At 52.6% G+C, this 13814-nt stretch carries 20 protein-coding genes and 1 tRNA gene; 11 read left to right on the forward strand and 10 right to left on the reverse strand.

The features are described from left to right. Positions 1-14 precede the first annotated feature (14 nt). Genes PISL_RS09410 through PISL_RS09420 form a run of 3 tightly spaced genes read left to right on the forward strand, consistent with a single transcriptional unit; the run spans position 15 to position 1710 of the window. A complete protein-coding gene (locus tag PISL_RS09410) occupies positions 15-383 on the forward strand; it encodes a CopG family ribbon-helix-helix protein (RefSeq protein WP_011763557.1) in 369 nt (122 codons plus the stop codon). After that, entirely contained in the window at positions 380-742 is a 363-nt protein-coding gene (locus PISL_RS09415; protein WP_053240492.1) for a M67 family metallopeptidase, read from the forward strand. Before PISL_RS09410 ends, PISL_RS09415 begins: the two co-directional genes overlap by 4 nt. Beyond that, the gene (locus PISL_RS09420; RefSeq protein WP_011763559.1) at positions 739-1710 is read left to right on the forward strand and encodes a M24 family metallopeptidase; all 972 of its coding nucleotides are present in this window, start codon (positions 739-741) and stop codon (positions 1708-1710) included. Before PISL_RS09415 ends, PISL_RS09420 begins: the two co-directional genes overlap by 4 nt. Before the next feature lie 346 nt (positions 1711-2056). Here the strand turns inward: PISL_RS09420 and PISL_RS09425 are convergent. Continuing rightward, positions 2057-2134: transfer RNA gene (locus PISL_RS09425), tRNA-Arg, on the reverse strand. 70 nt (positions 2135-2204) lie between these two features. Here PISL_RS09425 and PISL_RS09430 point away from each other — a divergent pair. Continuing rightward, positions 2205-3533, forward strand: a complete 1329-nt coding sequence (locus PISL_RS09430; RefSeq protein WP_011763560.1) for an FAD-binding oxidoreductase — start codon at positions 2205-2207, stop codon at positions 3531-3533. Here PISL_RS09430 and PISL_RS09435 read toward each other — a convergent pair. The 3 genes from PISL_RS09435 to PISL_RS09445 form a co-directional block, all read right to left on the reverse strand. Then, positions 3530-3892, reverse strand: coding sequence for a helix-turn-helix domain-containing protein (locus PISL_RS09435; protein ID WP_011763561.1), 363 nt, complete (start codon positions 3890-3892; stop codon positions 3530-3532). The genes PISL_RS09430 and PISL_RS09435 overlap by 4 nt on opposite strands. Positions 3893-3919: 27 nt before the next feature. Continuing rightward, positions 3920-4138, reverse strand: a complete 219-nt coding sequence (locus PISL_RS09440; RefSeq protein WP_011763562.1) for a hypothetical protein — start codon at positions 4136-4138, stop codon at positions 3920-3922. Between the two features lie 182 nt (positions 4139-4320). After that, positions 4321-5580 (reverse strand): zinc ribbon domain-containing protein, encoded by a 1260-nt coding sequence (locus PISL_RS09445; protein ID WP_011763563.1) that lies wholly within the window; start codon positions 5578-5580, stop codon positions 4321-4323. A 48-nt stretch (positions 5581-5628) separates the two neighbouring features. Between PISL_RS09445 and PISL_RS09450 the strand changes: the two genes are divergently transcribed. Then, the gene (locus PISL_RS09450) at positions 5629-5874 is read left to right on the forward strand and encodes a hypothetical protein (RefSeq protein ID WP_053240493.1); all 246 of its coding nucleotides are present in this window, start codon (positions 5629-5631) and stop codon (positions 5872-5874) included. A gap of 366 nt (positions 5875-6240) precedes the next feature. On the opposite strand, the gene PISL_RS09455 is transcribed toward PISL_RS09450, so the two are convergent. Continuing rightward, positions 6241-6735 (reverse strand): RAD55 family ATPase, encoded by a 495-nt coding sequence (locus PISL_RS09455; RefSeq protein WP_011763564.1) that lies wholly within the window; start codon positions 6733-6735, stop codon positions 6241-6243. Further along, positions 6732-7025, reverse strand: a complete 294-nt coding sequence (locus PISL_RS09460) for a hypothetical protein (protein WP_053240576.1) — start codon at positions 7023-7025, stop codon at positions 6732-6734. Before PISL_RS09460 ends, PISL_RS09455 begins: the two co-directional genes overlap by 4 nt. A gap of 217 nt (positions 7026-7242) precedes the next feature. Here PISL_RS09460 and PISL_RS09465 point away from each other — a divergent pair, with 217 nt between their 5' ends. Continuing rightward, positions 7243-8244 (forward strand): RAD55 family ATPase, encoded by a 1002-nt coding sequence (locus tag PISL_RS09465; protein ID WP_011763566.1) that lies wholly within the window; start codon positions 7243-7245, stop codon positions 8242-8244. On the opposite strand, the gene PISL_RS11590 is transcribed toward PISL_RS09465, so the two are convergent. After that, the gene (locus PISL_RS11590; RefSeq protein ID WP_280531764.1) at positions 8241-8372 is read right to left on the reverse strand and encodes a hypothetical protein; all 132 of its coding nucleotides are present in this window, start codon (positions 8370-8372) and stop codon (positions 8241-8243) included. The genes PISL_RS09465 and PISL_RS11590 overlap by 4 nt on opposite strands. 99 nt (positions 8373-8471) lie before the next feature. On the opposite strand from PISL_RS11590, the gene PISL_RS09470 reads away from it, so the two are divergent. Together PISL_RS09470 and PISL_RS11085 are read left to right on the forward strand one after the other, a co-directional pair. Then, positions 8472-9332 carry a TatD family hydrolase gene (locus PISL_RS09470; protein ID WP_011763567.1) on the forward strand — a complete coding sequence of 287 codons (861 nt, stop codon included), beginning with the start codon at positions 8472-8474 and terminating at the stop codon, positions 9330-9332. Between the two features lie 99 nt (positions 9333-9431). After that, entirely contained in the window at positions 9432-9599 is a 168-nt protein-coding gene (locus PISL_RS11085; protein WP_011763568.1) for a hypothetical protein, read from the forward strand. Here the strand turns inward: PISL_RS11085 and PISL_RS09475 are convergent. After that, positions 9589-10803 carry a DegT/DnrJ/EryC1/StrS family aminotransferase gene (locus PISL_RS09475; protein WP_011763569.1) on the reverse strand — a complete coding sequence of 405 codons (1215 nt, stop codon included), beginning with the start codon at positions 10801-10803 and terminating at the stop codon, positions 9589-9591. The genes PISL_RS11085 and PISL_RS09475 overlap by 11 nt on opposite strands. A 55-nt stretch (positions 10804-10858) precedes the next feature. Here PISL_RS09475 and PISL_RS09480 point away from each other — a divergent pair, with 55 nt between their 5' ends. Next, complete coding sequence (locus PISL_RS09480; protein ID WP_011763570.1) at positions 10859-11293, forward strand: hypothetical protein; 435 nt, start codon at positions 10859-10861, stop codon at positions 11291-11293. Here the strand turns inward: PISL_RS09480 and PISL_RS09485 are convergent. Beyond that, positions 11290-11685, reverse strand: coding sequence for a metal-sulfur cluster assembly factor (locus PISL_RS09485; RefSeq protein ID WP_011763571.1), 396 nt, complete (start codon positions 11683-11685; stop codon positions 11290-11292). The two genes, PISL_RS09480 and PISL_RS09485, sit on opposite strands and share 4 nt — an antisense overlap. Positions 11686-11740: 55 nt before the next feature. Between PISL_RS09485 and PISL_RS09490 the strand changes: the two genes are divergently transcribed. Both PISL_RS09490 and PISL_RS09495 read left to right on the forward strand, forming a co-directional pair. Continuing rightward, on the forward strand, positions 11741-11953 hold the full coding sequence (locus PISL_RS09490) for a sulfurtransferase TusA family protein (protein ID WP_011763572.1): 213 nt from the start codon (positions 11741-11743) through the stop codon (positions 11951-11953). A 26-nt stretch (positions 11954-11979) separates the two neighbouring features. Then, entirely contained in the window at positions 11980-12522 is a 543-nt protein-coding gene (locus PISL_RS09495) for a flavin reductase family protein (protein ID WP_011763573.1), read from the forward strand. Here PISL_RS09495 and PISL_RS09500 read toward each other — a convergent pair. Then, positions 12460-13695, reverse strand: a complete 1236-nt coding sequence (locus PISL_RS09500; RefSeq protein ID WP_011763574.1) for a VWA domain-containing protein — start codon at positions 13693-13695, stop codon at positions 12460-12462. The two genes, PISL_RS09495 and PISL_RS09500, sit on opposite strands and share 63 nt — an antisense overlap. Positions 13696-13814: the final 119 nt, after the last annotated feature.

A 13814-nucleotide genomic window follows, 5' to 3' on the forward strand; every position in this document is an offset into this window, starting at 1 on the left:
ATTTCTACCTATATGTGAAACGCTTTGGTATATCACTACCAAAAGAAATGGCCGACGCCATAGATAAAATATCTAGAGAGACAGGGGCCACCAGAAGTGAAATCGTCGCCGCCGCCCTCCAAGAGTATCTAGAGGCCAGGCGAAGCCACGCCGAGCCTGAACACCAGTGTCTAGGCGTTGTAATGGCGGTGACAGACACCTTCTCAGAGATAGGCGACGTAATTGAGGATAACAAAACTCACATAGTGGCCTATACACATCTCCATGTAGAAGGCCGTTGTCTCACTATAGCTGTCGTAAAGGGGAGTAGCGACCAGATAGAAAAACTGACGCTAGAGGTTTCAAAAAGATCTAAACTCTCTCGCTACGTGCCGCTACTGTGAAAATTCCGCAAACTTTTTTAAAAGAGGCGGCCGAGAGGTGTAAGCCGGAGACGGAATGTGTGGCATTGCTCTTCGGCCATGGGGAAATAGTCAAAACATGGCGTTGGCTTAAAAACGTGTTAGAGAGCCCCACAGCCTTTAGGCTAGACCCCGAGGAGCTCTACAGAGCTCTTACAGAGGCTGAAGAAAAGGGGCTCTCCCTCTTGGCCATATTTCACACACATCCAGGACCCCCCACGCCAAGTCCCATAGACCTCCGCTATATGAAAATCTGGCGGGTGGTCTGGGTCATATCTAATGTATACACGTGGGAGACAGCCGCCTGGAGGTTAGACGAGAGAGGTTTAGTAAAGGTATGATTATTGTAACAACTACTGTAAACTTTGCCTACCTAACGGGAGTTTGGCTAGAGACGTACGAACGTTTTAAAGCAGTTATAAAATGTGGAGATTACACAGCAGTTGTTATCCCCGCGCTAGATGTAGATAGAGTGTCTGGGAACGTATATCCATATAGAGATGGGGAAGATCCAGCAGAAGCGCTTAGACAAGCTGTTGCCAATTGTATAGACGACGTCGTTTATATAGACGGCGGAACTACACTCCGCCATTTTGAAATAATCAAGAGAGCCCTTCCCCAGGCTCAGTTTAAACTAGCCGACGACCTTCTCAAAGAGTGGCGTGCTATAAAACGCAGAGATGAGGTAGAGAAGATAAAGGCGGCGGCTGTAAAAATTAGGCGGGTTATAGAAAGCCTAGAGACGACACCCGGCGTTTCTGAACGTCAATTCGCCGCCAGAATTTACACAGCGCTGTATGAAGAAGGCCTCGCGCCGGGGCCCATATTGGTTCAATTTGGCTCTAACACCGCTATGCCACATCTAGAGCCCACAGACAAGAAATTACGGCGTGGAGACGCCGTGGTGTTAGATATTTCAGCATCCTACGGCGGATATTACGCCGATTTAACTAAGTCGTTTTTCTACGGAGAACCTCCAGACGAATATCTAAAGATATATGACATAGTAAAGAAAGCTCAACAAGCCGTTCTCAACGCCGTAAGATCTGGCGCGAGAGCTGCCGATGTAGATAAGGCGGCGCGGGAGGTCATAGAGGCTATGGGGTACGGCCCCTATTTTATACACCGCACGGGACACGGCCTTGGGCTTGAGATACATGAGGCGCCCGACATATCGCCTAATTCATCCGACGTGTTAAAGCCAGGGATGGTTTTTACAATAGAGCCCGGGGTATATATACCTGGCAAATACGGCGTTAGGCTAGAGATAGACGTATATCTCAGCGAGGGCGGGGCTGAGGTTTTATAACGGCGGCAACCCAGGGCCGACGGCGCCGCCGAACGACGTCCGCCTGGACGTCTCTCCCCCCGGAGCCCCAGGGAACGCGCCAGCTGCGGGTTAGGCGTGCTCCCTCCCGGACCTCCGCCGTTTCCCCGCATGCCCAGGTCCCCCCGGCCCTACGGCCGGGGTAGCCTGGGGACTGGCGCCCCCCTGGACCGGAGCTCATTGGTAAGCCCAGGCGGCACGCCGCCGGAGACGCCGCCCGGCCCCGGTTTCGGGCCCCCAAGCCTGGGTCCGCCTTCCGGCGGAGCACGGCCGGCACGCCGTGCAGCCCCCCGCCGTATTAAATATAAGCTTCAGTTTATAAAACTTGTGGCGGGCCCGCCGGGATTTGAACCCGGGACCTACGGCTCCGAAGGCCGCCGCTCTCACCTGACTGAGCTACGGGCCCTCCAAAATCTGGAGCCATATATTTAATTTTTAGGGCTGTAAGATAGATAAAGACTTGAGAGCTGAGATATATGGACATAAGCTTCCTAAGGAGGGAATTTGGCGACCGGTTTATAGAAGATAAAGTTGTCGCATCTCTATATATCCGCGACGCCTCGTTTATAGAGGTTTCTCAGTCTATCATAGGGGTTGTATTTCCAGAAGACGAAGAGGAGGTTGTAGAGCTAGTTCGTTGGGCAGTGAGAAATAAGACCCCATTATTTCCACAGGGATGCGCCACAAGTCTCTCTGGCAACGCCATTGCGACAACACCCGGGCTGGTGGTCAGCTTCGAAAGGATGGCCAAGGTGGAGATAGACCCCATAGACGGCGTGGCTGTGGCGGGGCCGGGGGTCAAGCTAGAGGAGCTTAATATAGAACTGGCTAGACACGGCCTCTTCTTCCCAGTAGACCCCGGCTCTGTCAAAAGCGCTACAGTAGGCGGGGCGATAGCTAACGGCGCAGGCGGTATGAGAGGCGCAAAATACGGCACTATGAAAGACTGGGTGTTAGGCCTAAGGGTGGTGACGGGGCGGGGAGATACACTTAAGTTGGGCTGCCGGACGTATAAATGTAGAAATGGATACGACTTAGTTAGACTATTTGTGGGGAGCGAGGGGACTCTGGGCTTAGTCACAGAGGCTACTCTCAAGCTAGCCCCCATCCCCGAGTCAGCTACGGCAGTACTGGCGTATTACAACGACGTAGAAACCCTAGTTGAAGACGTGGTAAAAGTCAGAGCCAACAGGGTGTGGCCCCTATTTGCCGAGTTTCTCGACGCGCCTACCTCTGCCCTAGTTGGGCTGGAAGAGAAAAACGCCCTTTTCCTCGGCGTTGATGTAAACACAGGCGCCGAGGAGAGACTACTTAAAAAACTGAGAGAGCTTATCAGAGGCGAGATAGCACAGGAAGCCGCGGGGTGGGAAGCCGCCATGAAACTCCTAGAGCCAAGACGTAAGCTTTTCTATGGCCAGATAACAGCCGCAAGAGGGGGCGTGTTGGTGATAGAAGACATAGCTGTCCCCATCTCGAAACTACCTGACGCAGTCCGGGGCCTTAAGGCCGTTGCCGCCAAACACGGCGTCCCCCTCCTTCTCGGCGGACATGTGGGAGACGGCAATTTACACCCAGCCACTTGGTATAGGAGAGAGGAGGGCCCGGCGAAGGTGGAGAAGTTTATAAAAGACATGGCAGAGCTTGTGGCTAAGCTAAATGGCACAATCTCTGCAGAACATGGCGTGGGGATCCTAAAGAAAGAGCTGGCGAGGGCTGAGCTAGGGGAGACAACGTTGAGCTATATGAGAGAGCTCAAAAAGCTCTTCGACCCGTACAATATCTTAAACCCAGGCAAGATCTTCTAGATTTTCTCCATCATCCTACGGAGGAGCTCGGCGATGTGAGGCGCCCTCTTTTCTAAGGTCTCTAGGGCCTCCCGAAGCGTCATCTCCGGCTTAACTCCAAGCGCCGAGAGAGTAAGAAGAAACTCGTCGAGAATATCACCAACTTTTACATTCCCCATCCAATCAGACGCCTTGAGAACCACATACCTCCTCTTTCCAATTTTCACAGTCTCGACAACCCCCTCCTTTTCTAGAGTGTATATGTACCACTGGACAGCTCCATAAGACACGCCAAGTGCCTTAGCCAACCTATAGACGGGGACAGGCCCCTCCCTCTTTAATATCTCAAGGATAATAGCCTTTGGATCCTTCACGCCCACATATACAGCGGGAGAGATATATTAAGGTTAAACTGTTAACAAAAAGCGCCCGTCCCCCTCTCGTATCTTCAATATTTGTATAGGCCAGCCGAGGGCGGATTTTACCACCACCGCCCTATCTGGGAAGTAGCGCCACACAGTGTTAAAGAGAGTCTGTAACTCAGGCGTTGGATCAACTCCTCTAAACGTGGCAAGTATCGCCGAGCGCGGAAGCGCGTTGTGTATAAAATCGAGGATATAGCCCACTCTTGTCCCCCTATCTTTCTCTTGGCCCCTCCCCGGGGGACTTAAGGGCCCGCCCCGGGTACACCGGGGCGAGAGGGCGGGTCATACGGGGGACGTGGCGCCAAGTCATTAACTTTCCCCATCTGCGCGCCCCCGTCTGCCGCCCCGGGGCCAAGTAGATGCCGTTCATGGGTGAGAAGTAGTTACGAGGTTAAAAGTGTGAGGGTCGCCGAAAAAACGGGTTGTTTTGTCTTCTCTATTAACTCCCGGTATCTCTTCTCTGCCCATATCATGGGCACGTTGTCGCGGTGCGCTCTGAAGCCGCAGGCGGGGCAACGCATTACGCGACCCCTCTCCTCTACCACCTTTGCATCGCGCTTTGGACAGACTGTTGAATACAGCCGCTCCTCTAGATACGGCACGCCGTACCACTGCGCCAACTCCATCAACCTCCTCCTTAACTGCCCAAGCCCGTCTAGGAAGTGTTTCTTATCGTCTCTCCAGTTGCCCTCCCTGAGCTCCCGGTACGTGTCGTCCTCTATTGTATCAACAACGATCGCGGCTTGGCGCTCTCTGGCCAGCTTTATGATCTCGCAGGCGGCGTTTATAACGACGTCGCGGATTACGCCATAGCGCTTCGTCTCAAGTTTCCACAGCTGTCTCTGGAGGTCTAACGCTCTGCGTGGATCCTTGTCTTCATCTACACGCGCGAGGATTCTACTCAACTGTCTTATGTGGGCGTGGATCTTCTCAAGCTTCCGTATCCGCTCTTCCCTAGGAAACTTCAATAGCTCCACAACTCTGCCGTCGACCACGAGACCAACCTTTACGTAGTGGTCTAGGCGGTTGACGTCGATAACGACAAGCGCCTTGGGCTCCACCGGCGTCACCTCTCTAGCGAACACCAAGGCGATATACAGGCCGCCGTAAGTAGGATCCTTGCCCCTCCTTACGTCGACACCGAGGAACGCCAACTTCAATTTAGCGCCCTCTTCTAGTCTCTCCCTTATCCAAGTGACGTTGCCCTTCTCCAACCTGATTGCGAAAGGCGGTATGCCGGTTTTCCGCACTCTGAGAACGCCGCTCTTTAGGTCGACAAAGACCGCCGTACTCACGTCTCTCTCGTTTTCGGCCCTCAGTTGGACGTCGAGGGGGATTGCCCGGTAGAACGCCACGTCGCGCCAGAGAAACTTGGAATATCTCACAAGAGCCCTCCCAAGCCCGTACCTGGGAAAGGTCTCTTCAATGATCTTGCACGCCAACTCCCGCCTGTCTGGCGTGAGGAGTCTGTCCAACTCCTCCGTAGTCAGCTTGGGCTCCTCCTGTCCCGTCAATTCCTTCAGTAGCCTTCTGACGTACTCCTCCGCCGCCAAGTGCATCCTCGTCGCTAGGTCTAGGACGTCTGGCCGCTCCTCGACGAGGCGCCAAGGGATTTCAACCCTCAGCGTTCTGTATGCGTACATGGCCTTGTATGTGGAGTGGCTGAAATCTCTGTTGGTTATAGAAGGCGCATGGGGGCAGGCCAAAAGTTTCACAAGACAGACCCACGCGTCGTCGTTGAGAGACGCGTGTCGGCCATGTTGTTGACCTTCGCAGCCACAAGAACAACCGTCGTCATAAGCAACGTGTTGATACCCGCCGGCGTCATACACATGCCGCCCCTCGCGTTGTTCATACCAGTGCCGATAATTGCAATGTTGGCGGCGCTCGCGGTAAAACCGTCGCAAACCCGTTTTTCAACCCACCCACACCTCTAACGCAATCTCCCGCCAACCTCTTTGACACTTTCTACTCCCTCGGCTCACCTGCCTGACAGCGACGACGTCAGGCAAGTGTGTGAAAGGAATTGAAAGGACGCTTCTGACTTTTTGTGCATGTGGCGGGGGAGGTATGAAGTTGTCGCATACATCGCCAACGCCGCCGGGCGGATACTAACCGTGGTTTCCCCGCCAAAACTCCCGGCCGCCTCCGCCCAGGCATAGCCCTGGCGAGGGCGGACACAACCTCCTCTGAAAAAGCCACTCTCCTGCCCGAAGGAGCCGCCACCGGCTCTGGCTTCATAAAACTCTGAGACCACCTCCTAATGATATAGACGCCCCTCCGCGATATTGTAAAATAGAACTCTACCCCCGGCCCGGGCCCCAGCCGCGTTTTGACCACTCTGATCTTCCTGTAGCGGGCCCCCTGTGAAAGACTTGGCTAACCTCGAGAAGAGTGTCGGCCACATAGGCGAAGTGAGACCCGCCAATTTGCTCCTCTCCAATAGCGATAGTCGGGACGTTGAAGACCCTGTATATAGAAGACGCAGCCTCTCTACTCTGGGGAAGCGCGTTTATACCATCTAAAACTACTACGTCAGGCGAGTACTTGAAGTACTGTTCCACCACGCTAGACAATAGGACGTCTACGTCAGACACAGCGAGAAAGTCAAGTACGACAAACTTAGAGAAGTCTAGCCCAAGCCCCTCTGCCTTACTCCTCACCTTATCCGCCGTCTCATAGAAGCCGACATAGAGCACCCTCTCCCCCATCTGAGCTGCTGCGTAAAGCGCCAGAGAGGTCTTCCCAGACCCCGGAGGGCCGTAGACAAGTGTAAAACCTTGGAAAAACTCCTTCATAAACTCTCTAGATATTGTACAAACCGGCGCCAGCCCTCAGGACTGCGGAGCGCCTCCCCGGCGATTTTTGTATCGATCTTCCGCCTCCGGGCAAACTCTACAAAGAGATTTATAATAAGTTCGGCGTTGTGAGGACCCAAGTCTTGCGCCACGTAGAAATAGAGGAGGTACGGCCTCTCAAACAAGTCAGACACGGTGGCCCCCCGCTTCCTCATCTTATACTCAATTAAAGCCCTCAGAGACATCCCCAGAGAGAGGTAGAACTCCCGAAACAGCTCTACTGCGTCCACAGAATAGAAAACAGCTCCATTTAAATAGATTACTATATACACGCCGAACTCCACTAAGCGTCAAACATAATTATAAGCCCGTATATAAAAAGATATGTGATGAAGCTAGGCGCTGCCGAAAGATGGCGACAGCTCGAGAGGGCTGAACACCACAACCAAGCGGTACACCCCCCGACCCACACCGAAGAATATATAAACTAGGAAGAAGACAAAAGGCGTGATTGAAATCGCTGAAGTTGCCAAACGAGGAATGACCCTCATATACGGCCCCCCTGGCTCTGGAAAGACCTCACTGGCCATGCGCATAGCCAGCCGCATAGCCGACAAGGTACTCTGGGTCTCTACCACAGAGGGGCCAGACCTACTGAGAGAAGCCGCCAGAAGAGTAGGCGTAGACCCCTCCAAGTTCGACTTCTACGACTTCCCACGCGCCTTTAGACAAGACATAGCCAGATACATACTCGACCACATAGCCAACTACGGCGCCGCCGTAGTAGACTCAGTCACAGGAATGGCCACGCGGCAGAATATAGACGTAGTGACACACTCCATCCTCTACCAAATAGCCAAAGAAAAGCCAATAATCGTCATAGCAGACGAAGACACCCCCCACGTCAGCTACATAGCAGACCACGTAATACACGTCTGGTACCGAAAAAACAGCATAGGCCACTATATACGGTACGTACAACTCGAAAAATCTAGAACTCATCCCCCAGGCCCAAGATACATATTCGACATCATAGAAGGAAAAGGACTCCTATATTTCTACCCACATGGTACCAGAGGCCCCACACAGCTAGTAGAAGAGGAAAAACTCGGAGTAACGGCACCGCTGAAGAGTGTAGTGTGTATACACGGAGAAAGAGTAGGAAAGGTAAACGCACTACTAGAAAAGATAAAGGACAGCGCGTTATTTATACAAATCGGCCACTGGACCTCTTTCCACGGCATCGAGCTAAGGGATGAGCAGATATATGTAGTGAGGACATTCCACGACCTTTTCAAACTATATGTCAACTTTATGTCTGGCGAGATCAAGGCTGAGTTTGTCGTAGTTGGCGGGCTTTTAAACCTGCCGGAAGAAGACAGAGGAGAGTATGTGTTTATCCTTTACTCACTTCTGGAGTTTGTAAAGTTTTTAATATTTGCAGCTGTGGGTCCGCGTGAGGAAACTGTGCGGCTGGAAAAATACTGCGAGGAAATTGTCCTGGCCTAGAATATGGCGCCTTTTACGTTTCCGCCATCTGTTGGCAGTATGCCTGTGAGTGTTAGCACTACAAATAACGTGAATATGCCTGCTTTGACCATTATTCTTGTGGTTTCGTATGTTTTTATCACCTTCATGTACATGGGAGGGTTCCCTCGGCGTGGGCGGGATTGGGCACATCTGTAATACTTTTTGAAAAAAGGAGCATAAAATAAAATAGGTATATAATCCCTGCCGTGGCTGTGGGTGTTTTTGATAATCATACACATGCTAATGAATTTACCGGGTTTGGGGCTGTGGAGGTGGCTAGGAGGTTTAAGGCGGCTGGCGGGGTGGGGCTGGTGTTTGTCTCTCTGCTTACCTGGTCTATTGGGGGTGTGCCGGGGGATAGGGGTTGGGTCGTCAGGCTGTATGACCACACGGTTAGGAATGCAGAGGTGGCGAGGGGGGTCGGCCTTGTTTCAGGGGCTGTCGTGGGGGTCCACCCGGCTGAGTGTGTAAGGCTTTTGGAGGCCGGCTGGGGGGTTGGGGAGGTGGAGGAGTTTATGCGTTGGGCTGTAGATCTGGCGGCGAGGTATGTAGAGGAGGGGCGGGCGGTGGGCATGGGGGAGTTTGGGAGGCCTCACTGGCCTGTGGGGGAGGAGGTTGTAGAGCTGTGTAATAGGGTGCTTCTCTACGTGTTTGAGCGGGCGCGGGACGTCGGCGCCGTTGTCCACCTCCACTTAGAGCGGCGTGGCCGCGAGACTGTGGACTCTATCGCCGCTCTGGTGGCTAAGGCGGGCGTCGACCCGGCGAGAGTTGTAATGCACCACATCGAGGGGGCGTTGGCGGGGTACGCATACGCGAGGGGTCTCTCTCCCTCTGTCCCCCTGGGGCGGAGGGGCGAGTTTGAAGACGCGCTGAGGGCGGGGCCTGTCTTTGTAGTAGAGAGCGACTACCTAGACGACAAGTCGCGCCCCGGCGCCGTCATTCCGCCATGGACTCTAGCCTCTAAGCTTAGGCAGTATGTAGCAAAGGGGGTTCTCACAGAGGATGATATGTACAAGATATGTGTAGAAAACGTGAGACGTATATACAAAGACAGGCTAGACATATAAACTCCTTTTCGCGACTCCAGTGGGTTTCCAGGACTGGTCGTTTATAGGAGATAGAGAGCTCTAAGGGGGGACGCCGCTACGGAGGATTTTTTAAACTGGATGTACGTCGTATACATGGCGGCGGTGATCCACGTGTTGGGGGCTCACGCATATACTTTGGCGAGGTATGGGGTAGATCCCTATGAAGATGTGGAGACTGCGGTGAAGAAGCTGGAGGCAAAGGCGCCGCACCTTGCCAGGTTTTTGAAAGAGGTTGCTACCTTCTGAGGGCGGTTAGCACTTTTTTCACTGCTGTCGCTGTGTCTACCGCGTCTTGTTCTGTTAAATTGGGCATTACTAATAGCGAGACGACGCGCTCCGCGGCCCACTCGGCGTTTGGGAGGGGCTTGTACTCCACCCTGCGCCTCTGGTATGGACAAGTCCACGGGCAGCCGAGGCCGTGGCCTTCTCTGCGTTGGAAGAGGGGCGTCTTGTAGAGGGGGGTTGGGTAGGTGACGAAGGCGTTTCCCACGCCTTCTGCCCTCAGCGCCTCTACTACATAGTCGCGGGGTTTGTTTAGCTTCTCCACGGCGAGTAGTATCTGGACGAGGTGCCAGGCGTGTCTGACGTAGGGCCTTGGCTTTGGGATGGTGAGGAGGTCGCCCTCTAGGGGGGCCAGCTCCTCCAACAGCGTCTTTACATAGGCCTCGCGTCTCTTCTGCATCTCTGGCAGCTGTTTGAGCTGGTGGTAGGCGAGTACGCCCTGTATCTCGGTCATCCTGTAGTTATAGCCGAGGAGCTCGTAGCTATACTTCCCCACCTCGCCGTGTGCTCTAATTAGCCTTGCCCTCTCCGCGTAGGCGGCGACGTCTGTGGCGACGGCGCCTCCCTCGCCGGAGGTGATGTGCTTTGTGGCGTATAGGCTGAAGGTGGACATGTGGCCTATCGAGCCGACTCTCTTCCCCCGGTACTCTGCGCCGAGGGCTTGTGCCGTATCTTCTATAATCTTCACGCCGTATCTCTCTGCCAGCTTCATGAACTGGTCCATCTCGGCTGGCATGCCGGCTAGGTGCACCACCACCACGGCTTTTGTCCTCTCTGTTATTTTCTCTTCGACAGAGGCTGGGTCTAGGTTGAGAGTTTCTCTGTCTATGTCTGCAAAGACCGGCACGGCGTTGGAGTGGAGTATGGCGGTGGCGGTGGCTGCGAAGGTGAAGGGGGTTGTCACCACCTCGTCGCCTGGCCCCACGCCTATGGCCTTAAGCGCCGTGTGGAGGGCTGTAGTGCCGTTGGAGACTGCCACGGCGTATCTCACGCCGAGGTAGGCGGCGAGCTCTGTCTCAAAGGCTTTTACCCACTTGCCGTGTTGTGCAGTTAGAATTCCAGATTTGAGAACTTCTGCTATGTCGTGGAGGACGTCCTCACTGTACACGACAGGCCTAGCCACGATAGGCTTTTCCCGCACTGGTTTACCTCCTTCTATTGCTAACATGTCAGCTTAAAGAAGAGACTGTATATATCTTATAAAGGGAGTTGTTCGACATGGTGTGAAATGGCTCTATCTTACATACATTATATATTGGTCTTCTGTGGCTATTACAGCGGCTCTAGCGGCGTTGGGCTATCCGCTTGTAGATCCGCAAGCCGTGGCTAGGGCTTTTAACGAGACGGCGTCTCTACCTTACGAACAACGTTTTCTCCAGTCTGCAGTCGACGTGGCGTTTGTATCTCTCTTCTCCTACCCGGCTTTGTTTTATGCCGCCACGGTATATGGCATAGCCACGGCTACTTTGGCAGGCGCATTCGGCGCCGGACACGCGTTTCTCTACGCTGCGGTTGTACAAATAGTCCTCCTCTTCCTGACGGAAGTTGCGAAATGGCACCCGCTTGTCCAACGCCTCTCTAGAGGTAGGGTAGAGTGGAGGAGGTACCTCCTCTGGGTGGCAGCAGCTTTCTCTCTAGTGGGAGTTCTCTCCCTCTAGCTATTCTGGACGGCGCTTTGTTGCGCCAAATATTGTTCTACTATGTCGTAGCCATATATTGCTTTGAAAAGCTCTCTGCCTTGTGGCGTCATTTGTGTGGGGTCCCACGGCTTTTCAAAGTCTAGCTCTACCTCTACGTCCTTAGCCTCTGGCATGACTGTCTGTAGGGCGTAGCCAACTTCTTGTGCCACACTTCCAGCCACTGGACACCCCACTGCAGTGAGAGTCATAGTGACTTTCAATATGCCGTCTTCTAAAACCACTTTTCTAATTAGGCCGAGGTCGTAGACGTTGATGGGTATCTCTGGGTCGTAGACCTCTCGTAGAACCTCAATTATCTTCTTGACTTTTTCAGGAGGTAAATTTGTTTCAAAGATAGGTCTCTCGTCCATATCTCTAATCCCGAATATTAGATAAAAAGTTATATGGCCGTAGCCAATTGCGGCTGTGGATGTAATAGATGTCAGAGGACAACAGTGTCCAGACCCGTTGAAGAAAGTTGCGTCTATACTCGCGGGGGCGTCTGCGGGCGCCCAATTTAAAATTGTGACAGATGACTATGTGTGTTATGTAATGCTTAGGCGATTGATGGCTATAAACGATGTGAAAATTCTACAGGCCGAAGAGACGGGACCCTACGTGCTTGTGGTAGAGAAGTAGTTATAAACATCGGCTTATTTTAAGATATGTACGAGGGCAAGTTCTACAGAGTTCTCCACCCACGTCCAACTCTTGTAATAGTTTCTAAATGTCCCAACGGCAGACTTAACCTCATGCCTGCGTCGTGGAATACCCCAGTCTCTGAAGAGCCGCCTACTGTAGCCGTCGCCGTAGAAAAAAGCTCGTATACCTACGAATGTCTTAAACACCATAGATATGCTACGCTTAACGTCCTCCCGATTGAAGCTGCAGACTTAATATACAAGCTGGGGAGCGTCAGCGGACGCAACGTCGACAAGGCTACTGAATTTGGCGTAAAGTTTGAAAACTCTGAAAAGATAGACGTGCCTCGCGTCGCAGGGGCTATCGCTGGATATGAGACTGAGGTGTATAAAGAGGTTGAGGTGGGGGAGGTCGCCCTGTATATATTCCACGTCTTATACACTTGGGTTGCGCCTGGCGTAGCTGACCAATGGGGTTTTGACTTCAGAAGGGTAAACATCCCGCTACACGGCGCGGGCCGTGCCTTCTATAGAGTAGATCCACGGCCTGTCTTTGCCAAGAGGTAGTCTGATAGATTTTACATTTGGCGGAGGGCGTTGCCGCCCCACTAATACAAACACGACGTCTTTAAAGACTTTCTTTGCTCTGTTTAAAACAAGCGGGTTTATCCTATCGTCTTCTCCATCTGTCACAACAACCAGCATGTAGTTTTTTAGTCTGCGTCTTTCTACGTCGTCAATTGCGACTTCTACTGCTTTAGATATGTCTGTGCCTCCTCCAGCGGATACTCTAAGCAAGATCTCGGCCATCTTAGCCACGTCTTCTACAGGGTCGTATACCTCTGCGTCGAAAAACCTAAGCACGACCCTCCTATACCTCCTTAATACAGCTAGGGCGTAGGCAGTTGCAACAGCTATTTTTTCAACGCCGTCTATCAAGCTGTACATAGACCCAGACTTATCTACCAGTAGGTAGACGCCTCTATCGCCTTGCGCCCTCGGCATCCTTATGGAAAGTTCGGCAGCCGTAGCTTTGTGAAGAAAGAGGAGTGGGGCGCCGAGAAAGAGAGCTTTTGTATATATAGTAGCCCGCCGCGCCTTCTCAATAGAGCTATAGATTCGCCCGTGTATAACCCCTGCCGTGGAGACTATCGCGTCCCCAACGCCAAGGGGGTCTCCGATGAGTTTTTCCAATGCCACCGCCTTCTCTAAGATTTTTGCCATTTTTGCCCTCCGCGGGTCTACGGCTAGAGAAAGTGTAAGAGAGGCGGGGTCCCCCCTCCTCCCTCTGCCTAAGACCTCCCCTAGTTTTTTAAGAACTCTATATAGCTCTTCCACGTCTGAGGGGTCTCCAAAATGGCGTCTCAACTGTCTCCACGCCTCAGTCCACGCATCTCTACGTCCTAAGCCAAACCACGCCCTTCCATATTGTTCAAGGGTCTGTAAATACTTTTCAAAGGCCTTTAGAAGCCTAACGGCCGCCTCTAGAGAAGCCCTGTGGTTTAGTCGACAAAGTGGCGCAACTGCGCTGTAGTATTGCGAGTTTATATATATAGTTACAAATTTCCTCCACACGGCGCTGAAGGCTCTGCCGCCAAATATCGGCGTGCGGTAGTGGATATAATATGCGTCAACTGCCTCTTCTTCGCCGACGGATTTAACGCCGGCGATTTGCAAAACTTTCTTAGCTCTACTTCTAACTACGTAGTCGTTGTAGTCAACATTAAGTAGAAGACCCACATTATTCAAACGCCTTAAAGATTTATACCACGGCGAGAAAGTATGTATAAGTGTAGAGTCCGTCTAGTCCTCTGTATAAAGCTAGTTGTTACTAAGGGGAGTGAGATAGAACAGTTTTA

Origin of the sequence: Pyrobaculum islandicum DSM 4184, from assembly GCF_000015205.1 — an archaeon.
Taxonomy (GTDB): Archaea; Thermoproteota; Thermoprotei; order Thermoproteales; family Thermoproteaceae; genus Pyrobaculum; species Pyrobaculum islandicum.